This window comes from Paraburkholderia sp. D1E (assembly GCF_052682275.1).
On sequence record NZ_JBQYMB010000001.1, the window covers coordinates 7,944,542 to 7,964,087 of the forward strand.

Consider the following 19,546-nt stretch of genomic DNA (forward strand, 5'->3'; position numbering starts at 1 on the left):
CAGATCCGACTGTGTCCCAACCGCTCGCCACCTCGACACTGCCCGCCGATTCATCCGGCATCGTGCCTACCGTTCGCCGGCGCCTCGCGGCGCTGCTCTACGAAGCCGTGATCCTGTTCGGCGTCGTGTTCATCGCGGGTTATCTGTTCAGCACGTTGACGCAGCAGCGCAACGGTCTTACCCATCACAACATGCTTGCAGCGTGGATCGGCCTCGTGGTCGGTCTGTATTTCGTCTGGTTCTGGACCCACAGCGGCCAGACACTGCCAATGAAAACGTGGCGCCTGCGCCTCGTCGCCGCTGACGGCGCACCGCTGTCCACCGGTCGCGCGATCGCACGTTACGCGCTGGCGTGGCTATGGTTTTTGCCGCCGCTCGCGCTGCATCCGTTGCTGGGCCTCGCCGTGCCGCAGACGCTGCTGATCGCCGCGATCTGGTTCGTGCTGTGGGCCGCCACCGGCCGCTTCGATCCGCAGCGTCAATTCCTGCACGACCGCCTCGCCGGCACGCGCGTCATCAGCGTCGCGAACTGAACAAACCGACCTCCCTGCATCTCACGCCGCCGCGCCCGCGGTTCGCGTTCGCTTGACGGCGGCTACCTCTCGCCGCAGCCCTTCTCCGCGCCCCGCCGTTCCCTTACCGCCGTCTCCCTCTCCCCACATAGTAATAAGAACTTCTCGTGACTGTCACGGCAGGGTCACGCGCGGCTGGCGCAATACGGGCACCGCAACTCGACGCGTGAGCCATGGACCCCAAAACGTCCGCGACTTCCCTGTTCCGCCAGACCGGCCCGAGCGTAGACCCTGTCGCGTTCCGCCCGGAACCCAACCCTAATCACGGACTGCCCTTGCCCGTGCCGTCGCTGCCACTCGACGCGCATGCCGGTCACCACGACGACGACCACGCCGAGCCGCACCGCTATCGCACCATCTGGCTGTCCGACATCCACCTCGGTTCGAGCGGTTGTCAGGCGCCGTATCTGCTCGACTTCCTGAGGCACAACGAGTCGGAATACCTGTACCTCGTGGGCGACATCATCGACGGCTGGCAGTTGAAAAAAGGCTGGTACTGGCCGCAGGCGCATAACGACGTCGTGCAGAAGGTGCTGCGCAAAGCGCGCAAAGGCACCCAGGTCATCTACGTCCCGGGCAATCACGACGAAGCCGCGCGCCAGTTCTGCGACCTCGCGTTCGGCGACATCCACGTGCGCGGCGAAGCCTTCCACACGACGCTCGCCGGCAAGCGCCTCTGGATCGTGCACGGTGATCTGTTCGACGGCGTGATCCAGCACGCCAAGTGGCTCGCGTATCTCGGCGACACGCTCTACACGATGATCCTGATCCTGAACCGCTGGTTCAACCGGATCCGCAGCCGCCTCGGCTTCCCCTACTGGTCGCTGTCGCAATACCTGAAGCATCAGGTGAAGAACGCGGTGAATTTCATCTCGTCGTTCGAGCGTGTGATGACCGACGAAGCACGCCGCCGCGGCTGCGACGGCGTGGTCTGCGGACACATCCACAAAGCCGAGATCCGCGAGATCGACGGCGTGCTGTATTGCAACGACGGCGATTGGGTCGAAAGCCTGTCGGCACTCGTCGAGACGTATGAAGGCGAACTCAAGGTGATCTACTGGACCGTGATGCGCGCACCGGAAGTCGGCGTGCAAAAGGCCCGGGCGACCGCGTAGTCCCTCTCCACTTCTATTGGGCCGAAACCGATGAAGATCATGATCGTCACCGACGCATGGGAACCGCAGGTCAATGGCGTCGTGCGCACGCTGAAAAACACCACGCGCGAACTCACCGCACTCGGCCACCACGTCGATCTGCTAACGCCGCTCGAATTCAAGACGATTCCGTGCCCGACCTACCCCGAGATTCGCCTGTCGCTGATGCCGCGCCGCAAGCTGCGTCAGCGTATTGACGAATTCGCGCCCGACGCACTGCACATCGCCACTGAAGGCCCGCTCGGCATGGCCGCGCGTTCCTATGCGATCCAGCATAAGCTGCCATTCACGACCGCCTATCACACGCGCTTTCCCGAATACGTACAGGCGCGTTTCGGCATTCCGATCGCGCTCACCTACAAGTTTCTGCACTGGTTCCACAAGGCGTCGCTGGCAGTGATGGCGCCCACACCCGTGGTCAAGACCGACCTCGAAAAATTCGGCTTCACCAACGTGGTGCTATGGACCCGCGGCGTCGACCTCGACATCTTTCACCAGATGGACTCGAAGGTCCTCAACACCGCACGGCCGATCTTTCTGTACGTGGGGCGTGTAGCGGTCGAAAAGAACGTCGAGGCGTTCCTGAAGCTCGATCTGCCCGGCTCGAAGTGGGTGGCGGGCGAAGGCCCGGCGCTGGCCGAACTGAAGTCGCGCTATCCGCAGGCCAATTACCTGGGCGTGCTGACGCAAGCCGAACTGGCCAAGGTCTATGCGGCCGCTGATGTATTCGTGTTCCCGAGCCGCACCGACACCTTCGGACTCGTGCTGCTCGAAGCGCTGGCCTGCGGCACGCCGGTCGCGGCGTATCCGGTGACCGGCCCGATCGACGTGCTGGGTGACGGCGGCGCGGGCGCCATGCACGAAGATTTGCGCGAGGCTTGCCTCGAAGCGCTGAAGATCGAACGCAGCCATGCCCGCGCGTGGGCCGAACGCTTCTCGTGGGCGGCGGCGTCCGAGCAGTTCGCGGCGCATCTGAAGCCGCTGCCGCGCACGTCGTATAGCGAGGAAAGCGCCGCCGCATGACGCGACGCGCAGAGCCGCTTATGCGAACCCGAAACTCCACCGCGGCACGCGCAGCGAACGGCGCGTTGCGCGCTGTCGATGCCGGCACCGACGCCGCCGGCATCGAACCGTTCGACGACATGTGTGAGCACGGCGCGCCAAATCATGCCGATCACGCGAATGGTTTCCACGACGTGAACAGCGCGAGGATCGAGAGCCCGGAGAGCGATCTCCACCACGAACCGCTCAGCCCCGACGATCCGCTCGCACCGTTACCCTTCAATCCGTACAAGGGCAATCGTGGGCTGACCCGCGCATGGCACGCGATGAAAAATTCGCTCGCCGGATTTCGCGTGGCGATCCGCGAGGAAAGCGCGTTTCGCCAGGAGCTCACGCTCGCCGCGATCCTGATTCCGTGCGGCGTGCTGGTGCCGGTCGATCCCGTGTCACGCGTGTTGCTGCTCGGCTCGGTGTTGCTGGTGCTGATCGTCGAGTTGCTGAATTCGAGTGTCGAGGCGGCCATCGACCGTATTTCGCTCGAACGCCACGAGTTGTCGCGCCGGGCCAAAGATCTCGGCAGCGCGGCGGTCATGGTTGCCCTCGGCATGTGTCTGATGACGTGGGGGCTGATCGTCGGGCCGCTCGTCGTGCGCTGGATCAAAGCGTGGCTATGAAACCCACCCTGCAGTACGGCCCCGCGCCTTATCCAGCGCTCCAATGAATGAAAACCCTGAGTATCTGCTTGGTATAAGAACGGTCGGTTTATAATCGACTGATAGTCTCACAGGAAAATGCTGGGCTGCCCCAAGTTTTCCTGCCCCCTCGGGGGGCCAGTCGCGCAGCGGCAGGTTTGGGGGCGCTCGACTATACCAACCGCGTCCGGATGGATCACGCAACAGCGGCATGCCGCCACGCGCCCAGCCCGGCGTAACCAGGGCCGGACTACATGGAAGCCAAACCTCCCCGCCGCACCCGCGAACGGATCCTCGAGCTCTCGTTGAAGCTGTTCAACGAGATCGGCGAACCGAACGTCACGACGACGACGATCGCCGAGGAAATGGAAATCAGTCCAGGCAATCTGTACTACCACTTCCGCAACAAAGACGACATCATCAACAGCATCTTCAGCCAGTTCGAGCAGGAGATCGAAAAGCGTCTGCGCTTTCCCGACGATCACCGCGCGACAATCGACGAGATGTGGTCGTACCTGCAGTACATGATCGATTTCACGTGGCGCTACCGTTTCCTGTATCGCGATCTGAACGATCTGCTGGCGCGCAACCGTACGCTCGAAACGCACTTCAAGCAGATCATCAGCCACAAGGTGCGTTTTGCGAGCCAGTTCTGCGAGCAACTCGTGACGGACGGCGAAATGGTCGCAACGCCCGAAGAGCTGAACGTGATCGCGACCAACATCGGCGTGATCGCGACGTACTGGCTGTCGTATCAGTTCGTGATGAATCCGCGCAAGTACAACGAGCAGGAAACGATTCGCGCCGAACTGCATCAGGTGAGCGTGCAGATCGTGTCGCTGATGGCGCCTTATCTGCGCGGCCGCTCGCGGCAGATTTTCGACGACCTCGTGTCGGGCAAGCTGCCCAAGCGCGAGTTCTACGACTACCTGCCGCCGAAAGAAGGCGCCGCGCCCCGTAACGAACCGAAGGACGTTTGAGTATGAAGTCGGTGTGTGTGTATTGCGGCTCCTCCGACGGAGCCAAACCGTTGTACGCCGAAGCCGCGCGCGCGTTCGGCCGTGCGCTGGTCGAGGCCGATCTCGCGCTGGTCTATGGCGGCGGCAAGGTGGGGCTGATGGGCGTGATCGCCGACACGGTGATGGCCGAAGGCGGCCGCGCAATCGGCGTGATTCCCGAGTTGCTGGTCAACAAGGAAGTCGGCCATAACGGTCTGACCGAGCTGCACGTGGTGCCCGACATGCATCATCGCAAGAAGATGATGGCCGATCTGTCCGACGCGTTCGTCGCGATGCCGGGCGGCGCGGGCACACTCGAAGAGCTGTTCGAGGTCTACACGTGGGCGCAACTCGGCTATCACCAGAAGCCGGTGGCACTGCTGAATATCGACGGCTTCTACGATCCGTTGATTGCGCTGCTCAAGCACACGGTCGACGAAGGCTTCATGCGACAGACCTACTTCGACATTCTGCAAAGAGATGCCGATCCCGTCGCGCTGATCGACAAGCTGCAGCGTTATCAACCGCCTGCCAGCGACAAATGGGCCGTCAAACGCGACGCCGTTTGAACGCCGCTTGCTGCGCTTCTCCGGCCTTCTGAACACCCGCCGTACTGTCCCTGCGGAACACACCCGAGCGATGAGGTTGCGATGACAAAAACCGTTCTGATCACCGGCGGCAGCCGCGGCATTGGTCGCGCAACCGCCCGTTTGCTGGGCGCACGCGGCTGGTCAGTCGGCGTCAATTACGCGCAGAACCTGGCGGCCGCGCAGGACACCGTTGCTGAAGTGGAACGCGCCGGCGGCCGTGCATTACCGATTGCCGGCGACGTCGCCAGCGAGACCGATGTGATCGCGATGTTCGACGCGCTCCAGCAAAAGTTCGGCCGGCTCGATGCGCTCGTCAACAATGCCGGGATTGTCGGGCCATCGAGCCAGCTCGCGGATATGGACCTCGCGCGGCTGAAGCGCATGTTCGACGTCAACGTGCTCGGCGCGTATCTGTGCGCACGCGAAGCTGCGCGCCGGATGTCGACAAGCCGCGGCGGTGCGGGGGGCGCGATCGTGAATATCTCGTCGGCGGCTGCGCGTTTGGGTTCGCCGAACGAATACGTCGACTATGCCGGCTCCAAAGGCGCCGTCGACACCATGACCATCGGCCTCGCCAAAGAACTCGGCCCGCAAGGCGTGCGCGTGAACGCGGTGCGGCCCGGGCTGATCGATACTGAAATCCACGCGAGCGGCGGCAAGCCCGAGCGCGCCGCCCAACTCGGTGCGACAACGCCGCTGGGCCGCCCCGGCAGGGCCGACGAAGTCGCCGAATCGATCGTCTGGTTGCTGAGTGACGCCGCCTCGTACGTGACGGGCGCACTGCTCGACGTCGCTGGCGGACGCTGAATAAACCCCTCTTCTGTTCACGCGGCCGACGGTTCCCGGCGGCCGACTTCTCCTTTCCCGACTCCCAATTTTCAATTCCCGTCGATTTGACGAGGAATCAGCACGATCCATCTGATTAACTGCGGTATTCCCCACATTATCTGTAATCCACAGTAATAAACTGGGACTACAATCGCAGCGTTCGCATGCAACCGCATGCGACGCACAGCCAGAGCATAAGTCCGCGGCCCACGTCGCCGCGTGCGGCGACCAGAGATTCTCATGTACGAAAATCGATCCGCGCCCTGGCGCGCGGGGAACGTCGCGGTTGCGACGCCAGCGCCGGCCGGCTCTGCCGACGGTGCGCCGGACACGCGCCTCGACTCGGCACACGCGGCCGAATCCGGCACGGCCTTGCCAGCCGGCCACACTGTGGCAGCCGAAGCCGCGGCGCCCGCAAGACCCACCGCTCCTGCCGGTCCCGCGGGGCCCGCCGCCGCGCCGACCGCTTCGCGTGGCGCCCAGCGCTTGCGCTCGCTCACGGCCGCCCGTCCGTTGAGGTGGCTGGTCGCGCTAGCGATCCTGTGCGCCTGGCTTTTACCGGGCATCCTGGGTCACGAGCCGTGGAAGCAGGACGAAACCTATACCTTCGGCATCATCCAGCACATGCTCGACACCGGCGATCTGGTCGTGCCGACCAACGCCGGCCAGCCGTTCGTCGAAAAGCCGCCTATTTACGACTGGGTCGCCGCCGGCCTCGCGTGGATGTTCGGCCGCTACCTGCCTTTGCATGACGCCGCGCGCCTCGCGAGCGCGCTCTTCGCCGGACTCACCGTCTACTACACGGCACGCGTCGCCCGCCGCGCGGTGGCCGCGTCGAGCTGGCTGGACGTCCGCGTAATCGGCACGCTTGCGTTATTCGCGAGCACGCTCGTCGTCATCAAGCACGTGCACGACATGATGACCGACGTCGCGCTGATGGCCGGCGCCGCGATCGGCTTCTGCGGACTATTCGAACTGGTGCTGGTGCACCTGCGCGACGAAGCGCGCCTGCTGCCGGTCGACGCACGCCGCCGGCGCCACGCGATTCTGAGCGGCGCGGCAATGTTCGGCGCGGGCGTGGGGGTGTCGTTGCTGGCGAAGGGCCTGTTCGTGCCGCTCGTGTTCGGCGCAACCACCGTCGCCGTGCTGGTGCTCTATCCCGCCTGCCGCACTCGCAGCTTTGCTGGCGCACTCGGCATCGCCGCGCTGGTCTGCGCGCCCTTCGCGCTGATCTGGCCGATCTGTTTCTATCTGCGCTCCGAAACGCTCTTCAAGGTATGGCTGTGGGACAACAATGTAGGCCGCTTCTTCGGCTTTTCGGTGGCGGAACTCGGCTCTGAAAACGAGAGCCGCCTGTTCGTGCTGCGCACCGTGCTGAGCGTCGGTTTTCCGGTCGTACCGCTGGCGCTGGCCGCACTCGCCGGCGGCAGCTGGCGCCGTTGGCGCGATCCGCGCGTGGCGCTACCGGTGATCTTCGCGGGGACGGGGTTCGCCGTGCTGCAAAGCTCGGCAACGGTGCGCGAACTGTACATCCTGCCATTCATCGCCCCACTCGCCCTGGTGGCGATGCAAGGCATCGAAAAACTGCCGCGGCGTGTGCACGCGAGCTGGGATATGACGAGCCGCGTCCTGTTTGGCAGCGCGTCCGCGCTCGCGTGGATCATCTGGTCGATCATGAGCGATCCGGCCAACACGCATGCGTCGCTGCACCGGCTCGGCCGCTGGTTGCCGCTCGATTGGGTGCTGCCGGTCAGGCCCGGGATGATCGCGGCCGCGCTGCTGATGACGCTCGGCTGGCTGTGGCTGCTGCCGGTCTTCAAATACACCGGTAAATGGCGCGGCGTGCTGAGCTGGTGCGCGGGCGCGATTCTCACATGGGGACTGGTAAGCACCCTGCTGCTGCCGTGGCTCGACTATGCGAAGAGTTACCGCTCCGTGTTCGAAAACCTTGGCGCCCGCATGAATATCGAATGGAACGATGGCGATTGCATGGCCAGCACAGGACTCGGCGAATCCGAAGCGCCGATGCTGTACTACTACACCGGCATCGAGCATCAACCGGCCGCGAACACGGCGACGACCGAGTGCACGTGGCTAATCGACGAGAGCCGCCGCGACAATGCACGCGCGCCGGCAGGCGATTGGCGACCGTTCTGGTCAGGCGCGCGTCCAGGCGACACCGACGAACTGCTGCGGGTGTTTGTGCGGACGCCGGCGACGCCCGGGCGCGGCGAGTAGAACGCCGCGCCAGACGGCATCTGCCCAGCGCGTGTGCGTTTTCCTTGCGCCTAGAACGACGAGCCGCGTTCTTTCAGGAAAGCGGTTTCTTCAGCCGTCGAGGGTCGCCCGAGTTGCGCATTGCGATGGGGAAAGCGTCCGAAACGCTCGATGATTCTGGCGTGCCTGACCGCGGAGGAGTAGTACGACGCGCCGCCCGGCTCGGCCTTCAGCTGCGTGAACAGGCGCAGCGATTCGTGCTGGCTGGCAAGCGTTTCGTCGTGTTCGAACGGCAGATACGCGAACGCACGGTGATGCGCGGTCGGCAATAGAAGGTCGGCACCGCTTGCGATCATCTGTTGCGCGATGTGCAGCGCTTTACGATCGGCAGCGAAAGCACGCGATGTATCGCGGTAGCAATTGCGAGAAAACTGGTCCAACACAATGACCAGCGCTAACGCGCCGGGCGGTGTTGCCGTCCAGCTGTCGAGGGAGCCTTCACGCGCGGCGTCGATGAGTGTCCCGAAGCGTTCCAGCAGCTTCGCATCGAAGACCTTGTCGCGGGAGAACCAGAGCTTGCGCGCCTGGCCGAAGGTGGGCGTATTCGGGGCGCCGAACCAGCACGCCAGGACCGCACGCGCTTCCGCCCCCTCTGCCCCTTCAGGTTCCACTCCCCCCTCAACCATTGCGATTGCGCATCCAATCCGCCGTCTCGAAGAACGACGCCAGCAAGCGCTCCCTCAACGGCTCGGCAAGTCCGACATCTTCCATGGCCCATGCCATGCACCGAAGCCACTGATCCCGCTCGCTGGAAGCGATCGGAAACGGCATGTGCCTCGCCCTCAACCTGGGATGGCCGAAGCGGCTGATGTAGTGATCAGGGCCGCCCATCCATCCGCACAAGAACCAGAAAAACTTATCGCGCGAGCCATCGAGCGACTCCGGATGCAAGGCCCGAATCCCGGCGAATTCCGCTTCGAGATCCATCAAATCATAAAACCGGTCGACCAGTTCGCGCACGCGCGCTTCACCGCCGACCAGTTCGAAGGCCGTCGGCTGTGCTGCGGACACTTCGTCGTTAAGTTCGCTCATACCCAATCACAAAAACAGGAAAGAAAATTCACGCGTCCCGCAGCGATTGCAACGCGGGCCGCGCCAGCACGTGTCGCAAGCTTAGCCAGCCACCCACGCCCGCACAGGCGATTCCGGCTGCGACGCCCGCCGGCAACAACCACGGATCGAACGTCAGATAAAACTCGAACACGCGCGTCGCCAGTTGCCAGCCGATCACCTGCGCACCTAGCGCCGCCATCAAGCCGGCGAGCGCGCCAACCGCCACGAACTCAGCGACCTGCACCGCCCGCACCTGACGATGCGAAGCTCCTAGCGCGCGCAGTAGCGCGGATTCTCGCATACGCTCATCGCGGGTGCCGGCCAGCGCCGCGTAGAGCACCAGCACGCCGGCCGCAAGCGTGAACGCGAACAGGAACTGCACCGCGCCGATCACCTGCTGCAATACGCGCTGCACCTGCGCCAGAATCGGACCGGTGTCGATTGCCGTGAGGTTCGGATAGGCGGCGATCAGCCCGTCGATGGTCGACTGTTTTTCCGACGGTAAATGGAAGCTCGTGATGAACGTCGCCGGGAAATCCTGCAATGCGGCCGGTGGCATCAACACGAAAAAGTTGACCTTGAACGAGCCCCAGTCGAGCTTGCGTACACTCGTCACCGGCGCGTCGATTTGCAGGCCCGTCACGTCGAAGCGCAGCGTATCGCCGGGCTTCACATTGATCAGCTTCGCGAGCCCCTGCTCGATCGAAATCTGCGGCGTCTTCGTGTCGCCATACCAAGTGCCGGCAGAGAGGCGGTTGTCGTCGGGCAGCGCCGTCGTGTACGACAGATTGAATTCGCGATCGACGAGCCGCTTCGCGTCGTCACCCTTGAACGAATCCGGATTGACCGGTTTGCCGTTGATGGCGATCAGCCGGCCGCGCACCATCGGCGAGAGCACCGTATCGGGCACGCCGTGCGTGCTCAGATAGTGCGTGACGGCTTCGCGCTGGTCGGGCTGGATGTCGATGATGAATTCGTTCGGCGCATCGGGCGGCGTCGATTTTCGCCAGCCGGCCACCAGATCATTGCGCGTCATCGCGATCAGCAACAGGCACATCAGGCCGATGCCGAGTGCGGTGATCTGCAACGCACTCGCACCGCTGCGCCGCTCCAGCGACGCCAGCGCGTAGCGCCAGCCGATGCCCGCATTCACACGTTCGCTGCGCACGAGACGCGAAGCGCCCCACAACGCCAGCCGCGCGATACACGCGAAGACCAGCAGTCCACCGGCGAAGCCGCCCGCCACGATGCCGCCCAGCTTCAACTCGCCCGCTGCGACGATCAGGAGCGCGGCGAACAGCACGATGCCGAGCGCATAGGCGGCCCAGGCGGTGCGCCCCGCTTCGCCCCATTCGCGACGCAGCACGCGCACCGGCGGCACGCGCGTCAGCGGCAATAGCGGAGGCAACGCGAAACCGAGCAACAGCACGAGACCGGCAGCAATCCCTTCGAGCGCGGGCCACGCGGTCGGGTAAGGCAATGCGACGTCGATCAGACTGCCGAGCCACGTCAGCAACGCCAGGTGCCCCAGGTAACCGAGCGCCACGCCGAGCGCGCCGCCGATCAAACCCAGCCCCACGAATTCGAGCGTGAACAACGTGCGCAGCGTGACCTGACTGACACCAAGACAGCGCATCGCCGCGCAGCCGTCCAGATGCCGGCGCATATACCGATGCGCGGCCATTGCGATCGCCACCGCCGCGAGCAATGCGGTCAGCAGCGAAACCAGCGTGAGGAAGTGACTCGCGCGATCGAGCGTCTGGCGCACTTGCGGCTGGCCGTCCTGTAAGGACTCGAGCGCGACGCCACGCATCTTGCCGCCGTCCACCTTGTCATGCGCGAATTGGGCGAAGCGCGCCACCGATGCATCCGCGCCCGCCACCAGCAAGCGGTATGTCACGCGGCTGCCGAAGGTGATGAGGCCGGTCGATTGGACATCGTCGGCGCGCAGCATCAAACGCGGCGAAAAATTGATGAACGAAAAACCGCGGTCGAGCTCGCGGGTAATGATCGCGCCGATCGTAAAGCTGCGATTGCCCACTTTCACCGTGTCGCCAACATGGAGCTTCAATGCATCGAGCAGTGCCTGGTCGACCCATACCGTGCCCGGCGCCGGAATCGATTGTGTGGGATGGTCCGCCGCGCCCGGCGCCGAAGCAATCCGCAGCTCACCGCGCAACGGATAACCCGGCGACACCGCCTTGATGGCAGCCAGCCGCGAGACCGGCTGCGCGCCGGTCGAGTTGATCATGCTGGGGAAAATCGCCGTGCTGGCGGTATGCAGACCGAGCGCCGTGGCTTGCTGCGCGAACTGCGGATCGACCGGATGATCGGCGCGCACGATGAAATCGGCGGCGATCATGCGCCGCGCATCACGCTCGAGCCCCTGATGCAAGCGGTCAGCCAGAAAGCCGACACTCGACAACGCCGCGACGGCCAGCACCAGCGCCAACAGCAGCATCGTCAGTTCGCCCGCGCGCCAGTCGCGCGCCGTCATGCGGATGGCCTGGCGCAACAGATCCATACCGCCCAACCGGCGCGCTGCATCGGCGCGCGCCGTCACACCTCGTCCCGTATCGCTCAATCGTGCCTGCTCCTGGCAAACCGCGACACCATGTGCGTCGCCATCCCGCGAAAACCGCCCTGCACCCCGCGCCACAGTCGCGGCAACGCCCAGCCGGCTAATATCAGGAAGCCCACCATCAACACCAGGAACAGGAGCGGGACAAACAGCGCAAGCAGCATGCCGCCGAACACGAGACCGTCTTCAGCAGTGGAGGTCACGACGTTCGACACGGGCTCCGGCGACAGATTGATCAGCGCGCGCGTGCCCGCTTTAGCCAGATGCGCAGTGCCCGCCAACGTGCCGCCCGCGAGTGCCGCGACCGTCAGCAGCGCAGGATCGGCATGGCCGAGCGCGCCGGCCGCCAGTACTGCGCCGGCCGGAATGCGGATAAAGGTATGGATCGCGTCCCATAAGGAATCGAACGCGGGGATTTTGTCGGCGAGAAATTCGGTGACCGTCAGCACGCCGGCTACGCCGATCACCCATGGCGAAGACAGTGCGGACAGCGTATCGGGGAGATGGATGAAGCCGAGGCGTGCAAACACGCCGGCCAGCAGGACTGTCAGATAGAGGCGCAGACCGCTGCCCCATGAGAGGCCCGCAGCGAGCGAAAGTGATTCAAGCATGGCCGCCTCCAGGCGCGCTGTGCGTGCCGGGCGCTTCGACGGGCAAAGGAAAGGGAACCGCCGCACCGAAGTCGTCAGACCCGCGCCAAGCCGGCCGCGCCAAATAGGACGCGGGCAATTTCAGGTTGGATTCAATCCCATTATAGCCACGTTAATTCGCAGAACGCAGAGCCGCTAACAAATGGCGGACTCTAACCGTGTGGAGTTCGTGCGCACGCGGACAGTTGGTCTGGGCCCGGCAGCAAGGGCTCAATGCCCCGACGACAGCTTCAAACCAATCAATCCGATCACAATCAGCGCCGCACTCGCCACCCGCGCGGCCGTCAAAGCCTCGCCCATCATGACGATGCCGAAGATAAACGCGCCCACCGCGCCGATCCCCGTCCACACGGCGTAGGCCGTGCCGAGCGGCAACTGGCGCATGGCCATTGCGAGCAGCACGAAGCTGCCGAGCGCGGTCACGATCGTGAACACGGATGGCCAGAGCCGGGTGAAACCTTCGGAGGTTTTGAGACCGGCCGCCCACGCGACTTCGAGCACACCGGCAATCAGCAGAAGAATCCAGGACATGAGACAGCTCCATGGTCAGATGGGGCCGTCCCCGTTTGTAACAGATGCGCAAGGTCGTCCTTACGAACTGTAATTATACCAAAATAGCGTCAAACGGCGCCAACCAGCCGGTATCCAACGCCCGTTTCCGTGACGATATGCTCCGGTTGCGCCGGATCGCGCTCCAGTTTGCCGCGCAGATGCGCCATATAGATACGCAGATAGTGATGGCTCTCGACATGCGACGGCCCCCACACATCACGCAGCAATTGCCGGTGCGTCAGCACGCGGCCGGCGTGGCGCACCAGCGTCGCGAGCAGACGGTATTCGATCGGTGTGAGATGGACGGCGGCGCCGTCACGGCTCACCTGACGCAGAGCCAGATCGACCGTCACCGCGCCGAAGCGCACCACCGGCGATTCATTCGCACCGCCCTGATTGCGGCGCCGCATATGCGCGCGGATCCGCGCCAGCAATTCGGATACGCCGAACGGCTTGGTGAGATAGTCGTCCGCGCCGGCATCGAGCGCAGCGACTTTCTCGGTTTCCTGGGTACGGGCCGACAGCACGATGACCGGCAATTCGCTCCAGCCACGCAGTTCGCGAATCACGTCGAGGCCGTCGGTGTCGGGCAAGCCAAGATCGACGATGACGAGATCGGGCTTGCGCGTCGCGGCTTCGACGAGACCTTGCTTGCCGGTCTCGGCGTCGTGCACGACGATGCCCTCGCCTTCCAGCGCGGTTCGCACGAAGCGGCGAATCTGCTTTTCGTCTTCAATCAGGACGACGGTGATGCTCGGGTCACTCATGGCTGGGCTTGAAAAGCGGGTTAGGAGTTGAATCGAGATCGGGCAAGGCGTCGGCGCCTTCGTCTTCCAGCGCATCCGGTGCTTCGGGCGGCGTTTCCACCGGCAGCGTGAACCAGAAGCGCGCGCCTTCGACGCGGCCATCCGCGGACACGCGATTGAGCGCGCCGATTGTACCCCCGTGTGCTTCCACGATTGCGCGGCAGATCGCGAGGCCGAGGCCGATGCCCGGTTTGGCCGACTCTTTCTCACCACGCGTGAATTTCTCGAACACACGCGCTTCCATGCCGGCCGGCAGACCGGGGCCGTTGTCGTCGACAGCAACGCGTACGAACGACTTACCGTCCGCGTCGAGACGTTGCGCGCCGATCGTCAAAGGCGTGTCCGGCGCGGTGTATTTGGCCGCGTTCTCGAACAGATTCGAAAAGAGCCGCTCCATCAGCACGGCATCGAGGTGCAGCAGCGGCAAATCCGCGGGCAGCTTCACCTGCACCGGATGATTCGCCAGCACGCGTTTGCATGCACGCAGCGCGGCGCCCACCGTTTCTTCGAGCAGCGTCCACTGCTGGTTCAGTTGCAGGCTGCCTGCCTGCAAGCGCGCCATGTCGAGCAGATTGGTGACGATGCCGGTCATGCGCAGCGCTTCTTCGTGGATCGCTTCGACGAGATCGTCGCCGGGTTGCTCACCGGGATGCGCCTCGCGCGATTGCGCCAGCATTGATGAAAAGCCGACGATCGTGGTCAACGGCGTACGCAGGTCGTGCGAGATCGCCGACAGCAGCGAATTGCGCAAGCGCTCCGATTCCATGTTGACGAGGGCGTCACGCGCAATATCGACGTAGTGCACCCGCTCGAGAGCCAGCGCGATTTGCGCGGCGAACGCGTCGAGCATGCGTTGCTGCTCGGGCACGTCAAGCTCGCGCTCGTCGCGCATCACGACCGCGAGCACGCCGCGCGTGCGCATCGGCGCCTTCAGCGGCAGGTAGAGCGCGGCGGCGGCCGGCAGCGTATCGGTACCTTGTCCGGCAGGCTTCTGCTGATCGTAGACCCACTGACCGACGTCGATATCGAGCATCTCGCCTTCGAGCGTGATCGCCGCATCGGGGTCTTCTATTTTCTGCTTCACCTGATCGGCGCTGTCCGGCAACAGAATCGCGACGCGCGCGCCGAACACTTCGCTCACATGCCGGCTCCCGATGCCGACGATCTGCTCGGTGGTAAGCGCCGCCGCCAGCTCGCGCGCCATCGCGTACATCGCGCCGGTGCGTTGCTCGCGGCGCCGCGCCACGCTCGCCTCGCGCCGCAAGCTCGACGTGAGATGGCTGATAACGAGCGAAGTCAGCAGCATGCCGATGAAGGTCAGCAGATATTGCGTATCGGACACCGACAGCGACATGCGCGGCGGCACGAAGAAGAAATCGAACGCGGCCACGCTCATGAACGACAGCACGACACCTGGCCCGCGCCCCAGCTTCACGGCCGTGAAGATCACGCCGAGCAGGTACAGCATGACGAGGTTGGTCAGATCGATATGATCGATCAACTGGCTCGACAGCAGCGTAATAGCCGCGCAAATCGCCAGCGCGATGCCGTAGGCGCGCGGCGGTGAACGGCGTTCGCGCGCCGTGCTCAGCGCCTCGCGCCACGCATTCGCGGTGGTATTCAGCAAGCGGCGCTGCTCACCGCCATCACGTTCGGACGACGCGCGAATCAGCGTGAGATCGAGATCGCCCGCGCGTTCGGCGATGCGCTCGCCGAGCGGCCGGCGCAGCCAGCGCGCGACACCGGTGCGCGCCGACGCGCCGGCCACCAGCTTCGAGACGTTACGAGCCTGCGCATAACCGATCAGTGCGGCTACCGCATCAGTGCCCGCGAGCGTCGCGGTTTCAGCGCCGAGTTCGGCGGCGAGCTTCAGGGCATTCAGCGTGCGTTCGCGGCGCGCGTCAGGCAAGCGCTGCAACGCGGGTGTTTCCACATAGACGGCGATCCAGTCAGCTTTCAGGCTGGCGGCGAGACGTGCCGCCGCGCGCACTAGCATCGGCGCTTCCGGGCCCGGCCCGATGCACACCAGCAGGCGTTCGCGCGCCTGCCAGATCCGCTGGATCGAACGATCAGCGCGATATTCCCGCATCTGCGCGTCGACCCGGTCGGCGGTGCGGCGCAGCGCTAGCTCGCGCAGCGCGATCAGATTGCCCTTGCGAAAGAAGTTGCGCACCGCGCGCTCGGCCTGCTGTGGCAAATACACCTTGCCGTCGCGCATCCGGTCGAGCAGTTCTTCGGCGGGCAGATCGACCAGCGTGACTTCGTCGGCGCGATCGAACACGCGGTCGGGCACCGTCTCCCAGACGCGGATGCCGGTGATCTGACCGACCACGTCGTTCAGGCTTTCGAGGTGCTGGACATTGACCGTGGTGTAGACGTCGATGCCGGCATCAAGCAGTTCGTACACGTCCTGCCAGCGCTTCAGATGGCGTGCGCCCTGCACGTTCGAATGCGCGAGTTCGTCGACGAGAATCAGTTGCGGTTTGCGGGCGAGCGCGGCGTCGAGATCGAACTCGCCGAGCTTGCGGCCGCGATACTCGATATGCGCGAGCGGCAGCACGTCGAGGCCTTCGAGCAGCGCAGCAGTTTCGCTGCGGCCATGCGTTTCGGCGATGCCGACCACCACGTCCGCACCTTCGTCGGCACGGCGCCGCGCGGCCTGCAACATCGCATAGGTCTTGCCGACTCCCGCCGACGCGCCGAAAAAAACCTTCAGCCTGCCCCGCTGACGTTTCTCTTCGTCGCGTTGCAGCTTGTCGAGCAGTTCGTCAGGATCGGGGCGGTTCATGCTCAATGGTTTTCATAGTAAGGCGAGCGATAGTGCATGCATGGTGGCACGACAGCGGCCGCGCCGCAAATGGCAGTGGCCGTCACACGCTCGCCAATCGCACGACGCAGCCTGGTGCACCGGGCAGCCCGCCGCAATAACGGCCGCGAACAAATGGCGAAAGCGGCGGCGCATGGGCGCCGCCTCTTCAAACCACGGTGCTCAACTGCGCTGAGCGACGCTTACCGGCGTCGAGCTACGCTCAACCGTGTTTCATCTCATCCAGCGCCAGATTCAGTTGCAGCACGTTCACGCGCGGCTCACCGAGAATGCCGAACTGGCGGCCGCTCGTATAACGATCGACCAGTGCCTGCACATCGTTCGCGGCGAGCTTACGCGCCTTGGCAACCCGTTCGATCTGATACGCGGCGGCCGCCGGGCTGATCTCGGGATCGAGACCGCTGCCCGAGGACGTCACCAGATCGACCGGCACCGGCTGCGACATATCCGTGCCGGCAGCCTTCAACGCGTCGATACGGCCTTTGACCTCATCGAGCAGCGCCGGGTTGGTCGGCCCGAGGTTCGAACCGCCCGAGCTCTGCGGGTTGTACGGCATCGGGCTGGTGGCCGATAGACGGCCCCAGAAGTACTGTGGCGCATCGAACTGCTGGCCGATCAGCTTCGAGCCGACCACCTTGCCGTCCTGCTCGAGCATGCTGCCGTTGGCCTGGTTGTTGAAGGCCGCCTGACCGACCGCGGTCATCACAGCGGGATAAGCAAGTCCGGTGACGGCGGTCAGTACTGCAAAGATCACAATCAGCGGACGGAACAGATTTTTCATGATAAGTAACTCCTCTTAAGCTGCCGCTTCTCAAACCCAGCCGAACGCGGCCAGCACCATATCGATCAGCTTGATGCCAATGAACGGCACGATGATCCCGCCCAGACCGTAGACCAGCAGATTGCGGCGCAGCAGGATCGCCGCGCCCAGCGCCCGGTACTTCACGCCTTTGAGCGCCAGCGGAATCAGCAGCACGATGATCAGCGCATTGAAAATCACCGCCGACATGATGGCGGAGGCTGGCGTTGCCAGATGCATCACGTTCAGCGCGTTCAGTGCCGGATAAGTGGTCGCGAACGCAGCCGGGATGATCGCGAAGTACTTGGCGACGTCGTTTGCAATCGAGAACGTGGTGAGCGAGCCGCGCGTCATCAGCATCTGCTTGCCGATCTCGACAATTTCGATCAGCTTGGTCGGGTTCGAATCGAGGTCGACCATGTTGCCCGCTTCTTTCGCGGCCTGCGTGCCGGTGTTCATTGCCACCGCGACGTCGGCCTGCGCGAGCGCCGGGGCGTCGTTGGTACCGTCGCCGGTCATCGCGACGAGCCGGCCTTCGGCCTGGTGCGCGCGGATCGTAGCGAGTTTGGCTTCCGGCGTGGCTTCGGCGAGGAAGTCGTCGACACCTGCTTCTGCGGCAATTGCTGCTGCCGTCAGCCGGTTGTCACCCGTCACCATGATGGTCTTGATACCCATCTTGCGCAGTTCGGCGAAGCGCTCCTTGATGCCGCCCTTCACCACGTCCTTCAGCTCGATCACGCCGAGCACGCGTGCGCCCTGCTCGCCTTTCTCGGCGACTACCAGCGGCGTGCTGCCACGACGTGCGACTTCAGCGACCGCAGTACTGACTTCGTTCGGGAAACGGCCGCCGTTCGCTTCGACGTAGTTCTTCACCGCATCGGACGCGCCCTTGCGGATTTCGCGGCCCGGCAGATCGACACCGCTCATCCGCGTTTGCGCCGTGAAGGCGAGGAATTCCGCCTTCAGCGAGGCCATATCGCGTTGACGGATATTGAAGCGCTGCTTCGCCAGCACGACGATGCTGCGGCCTTCCGGCGTTTCGTCGGCGAGCGACGAAAGCTGGGCCGCGTCGGCGAGTGCTTCTTCGGTCAAGCCGGGCGCCGGCACGAACTGCGATGCCTGGCGGTTACCGAGCGTGATCGTGCCGGTCTTGTCGAGCAACAGCACGTCGACGTCACCGGCGGCTTCCACTGCGCGGCCCGACGTGGCAATCACGTTGGCCTGCATCATCCGGCTCATGCCGGCCACACCGATCGCCGACAACAACCCGCCGATGGTGGTCGGAATCAGACACACCAGCAGCGCGACCAGAGCGGTGATCGTCACGACGTGTCCGGCTTTTGCAGCTTCAACCGAAAACATCGAGAACGGCAGCAGCGTGGCAGTAGCCAGCAACATCACGATCGTCAACGCGACCAGCAGAATCGTCAGCGCGATTTCGTTCGGCGTCTTTTGACGCTTCGCGCCTTCGACCATCGCGATCATGCGGTCGAGAAACGCTTCGCCCGGATTGGCCGTGACGCGTACGACGATCCAGTCCGACAGCACGCGCGTGCCGCCGGTCACCGACGAGAAGTCGCCGCCCGATTCGCGGATCACCGGTGCGGATTCGCCCGTGATCGCCGATTCGTCGACCGACGCAACACCGTCGATCACTTCGCCGTCGGCCGGAATCACGTCGCCGGTTTCGACCAGCACGACATCGCCTTTACGCAGATCGGACGCCGTCAGAATACGGATCGGCGACTTCGGATGCGGCTCGTTGAGCTTCTTGGCCATCACGTCTTTCTTCGCACTGCGCAGCGACGCTGCCTGGGCCTTGGAACGGCCTTCGGCAAGCGCTTCCGCGAAGTTCGCGAACAGCACCGTGAACCACAGCCACAAGCTGACCGCGAGAATGAAGCCCGCGGGTGCCTCGGCCTGACCGCCGAGCGCGGCGATCCACAGAATCGTCGTCAGAATACTGCCGACGTACACGCAGAACATCACCGGATTACGGAACTGCGTGCGCGGCGTGAGCTTTTTGAAGGAGTCCACGATCGCCGGGCGCAGCAGCGCCGGGTCGAACATGGACCTGGTTGCATTATGTTCAGTCATTGAATCCTCGAATTTCCCGTTTGCGCCTGTTCACTCGTTGGTCGCTCGTGCCATCTCAACGGGCGGCC

The 19,546-nt window shown here is 64.2% G+C and carries 17 protein-coding genes; 8 read left to right on the forward strand and 9 right to left on the reverse strand.

Annotation, left to right across the window (positions count from 1 at the left end):
- Positions 1-11 precede the first annotated feature (11 nt).
- From ACUN0E_RS35630 to ACUN0E_RS35665, 8 genes are all read left to right on the forward strand, one after another.
- Positions 12-533, forward strand: a complete 522-nt coding sequence (locus ACUN0E_RS35630) for an RDD family protein (RefSeq protein WP_445569546.1) — start codon at positions 12-14, stop codon at positions 531-533.
- 212 nt (positions 534-745) lie between these two features.
- Positions 746-1,687 carry a UDP-2,3-diacylglucosamine diphosphatase gene (locus ACUN0E_RS35635; RefSeq protein WP_408234719.1) on the forward strand — a complete coding sequence of 314 codons (942 nt, stop codon included), beginning with the start codon at positions 746-748 and terminating at the stop codon, positions 1,685-1,687.
- A 30-nt stretch (positions 1,688-1,717) separates the two neighbouring features.
- Entirely contained in the window at positions 1,718-2,749 is a 1,032-nt protein-coding gene (locus tag ACUN0E_RS35640) for a glycosyltransferase family 4 protein (protein ID WP_445569547.1), read from the forward strand.
- 20 nt (positions 2,750-2,769) lie between these two features.
- A complete protein-coding gene (locus ACUN0E_RS35645) occupies positions 2,770-3,402 on the forward strand; it encodes a diacylglycerol kinase (protein ID WP_445569548.1) in 633 nt (210 codons plus the stop codon).
- A gap of 272 nt (positions 3,403-3,674) precedes the next feature.
- Positions 3,675-4,400: a TetR/AcrR family transcriptional regulator gene (locus tag ACUN0E_RS35650; protein WP_408234711.1), complete on the forward strand. Its 726-nt coding sequence runs from the start codon at positions 3,675-3,677 to the stop codon at positions 4,398-4,400.
- Positions 4,401-4,402: 2 nt separating this feature from the next.
- The gene (locus ACUN0E_RS35655; RefSeq protein ID WP_408234708.1) at positions 4,403-4,987 is read left to right on the forward strand and encodes an LOG family protein; all 585 of its coding nucleotides are present in this window, start codon (positions 4,403-4,405) and stop codon (positions 4,985-4,987) included.
- 81 nt (positions 4,988-5,068) lie between these two features.
- On the forward strand, positions 5,069-5,815 hold the full coding sequence (locus tag ACUN0E_RS35660; RefSeq protein WP_408390060.1) for an SDR family oxidoreductase: 747 nt from the start codon (positions 5,069-5,071) through the stop codon (positions 5,813-5,815).
- 261 nt (positions 5,816-6,076) lie between these two features.
- A complete protein-coding gene (locus ACUN0E_RS35665) occupies positions 6,077-8,074 on the forward strand; it encodes an ArnT family glycosyltransferase (protein WP_445569549.1) in 1,998 nt (665 codons plus the stop codon).
- Positions 8,075-8,124: 50 nt separating this feature from the next.
- Here the strand turns inward: ACUN0E_RS35665 and ACUN0E_RS35670 are convergent, their stop codons facing one another.
- The 9 genes from ACUN0E_RS35670 to kdpB form a co-directional block, all read right to left on the reverse strand.
- Positions 8,125-8,724, reverse strand: coding sequence for a DUF924 family protein (locus tag ACUN0E_RS35670; RefSeq protein ID WP_445569550.1), 600 nt, complete (start codon positions 8,722-8,724; stop codon positions 8,125-8,127).
- A gap of 7 nt (positions 8,725-8,731) precedes the next feature.
- Positions 8,732-9,145, reverse strand: a complete 414-nt coding sequence (locus ACUN0E_RS35675) for a group II truncated hemoglobin (RefSeq protein WP_325043844.1) — start codon at positions 9,143-9,145, stop codon at positions 8,732-8,734.
- A 28-nt stretch (positions 9,146-9,173) separates the two neighbouring features.
- Positions 9,174-11,690 (reverse strand): ABC transporter permease, encoded by a 2,517-nt coding sequence (locus ACUN0E_RS35680; protein ID WP_445570580.1) that lies wholly within the window; start codon positions 11,688-11,690, stop codon positions 9,174-9,176.
- Between the two features lie 56 nt (positions 11,691-11,746).
- A complete protein-coding gene (locus tag ACUN0E_RS35685) occupies positions 11,747-12,358 on the reverse strand; it encodes a DUF4126 domain-containing protein (RefSeq protein WP_408234696.1) in 612 nt (203 codons plus the stop codon).
- Positions 12,359-12,607: 249 nt separating this feature from the next.
- Entirely contained in the window at positions 12,608-12,928 is a 321-nt protein-coding gene (gene sugE / locus ACUN0E_RS35690) for a quaternary ammonium compound efflux SMR transporter SugE (protein ID WP_445569551.1), read from the reverse strand.
- A gap of 89 nt (positions 12,929-13,017) precedes the next feature.
- A complete protein-coding gene (kdpE, locus tag ACUN0E_RS35695; RefSeq protein WP_074284939.1) occupies positions 13,018-13,716 on the reverse strand; it encodes a two-component system response regulator KdpE in 699 nt (232 codons plus the stop codon).
- Positions 13,709-16,543 carry a DUF4118 domain-containing protein gene (locus tag ACUN0E_RS35700; protein ID WP_445569552.1) on the reverse strand — a complete coding sequence of 945 codons (2,835 nt, stop codon included), beginning with the start codon at positions 16,541-16,543 and terminating at the stop codon, positions 13,709-13,711. Before ACUN0E_RS35700 ends, kdpE begins: the two co-directional genes overlap by 8 nt.
- 241 nt (positions 16,544-16,784) lie before the next feature.
- Positions 16,785-17,363: a potassium-transporting ATPase subunit KdpC gene (kdpC, locus tag ACUN0E_RS35705; RefSeq protein WP_408234684.1), complete on the reverse strand. Its 579-nt coding sequence runs from the start codon at positions 17,361-17,363 to the stop codon at positions 16,785-16,787.
- Positions 17,364-17,393: 30 nt separating this feature from the next.
- The gene (gene kdpB, locus ACUN0E_RS35710) at positions 17,394-19,478 is read right to left on the reverse strand and encodes a potassium-transporting ATPase subunit KdpB (protein ID WP_408234681.1); all 2,085 of its coding nucleotides are present in this window, start codon (positions 19,476-19,478) and stop codon (positions 17,394-17,396) included.
- Positions 19,479-19,546: the final 68 nt, after the last annotated feature.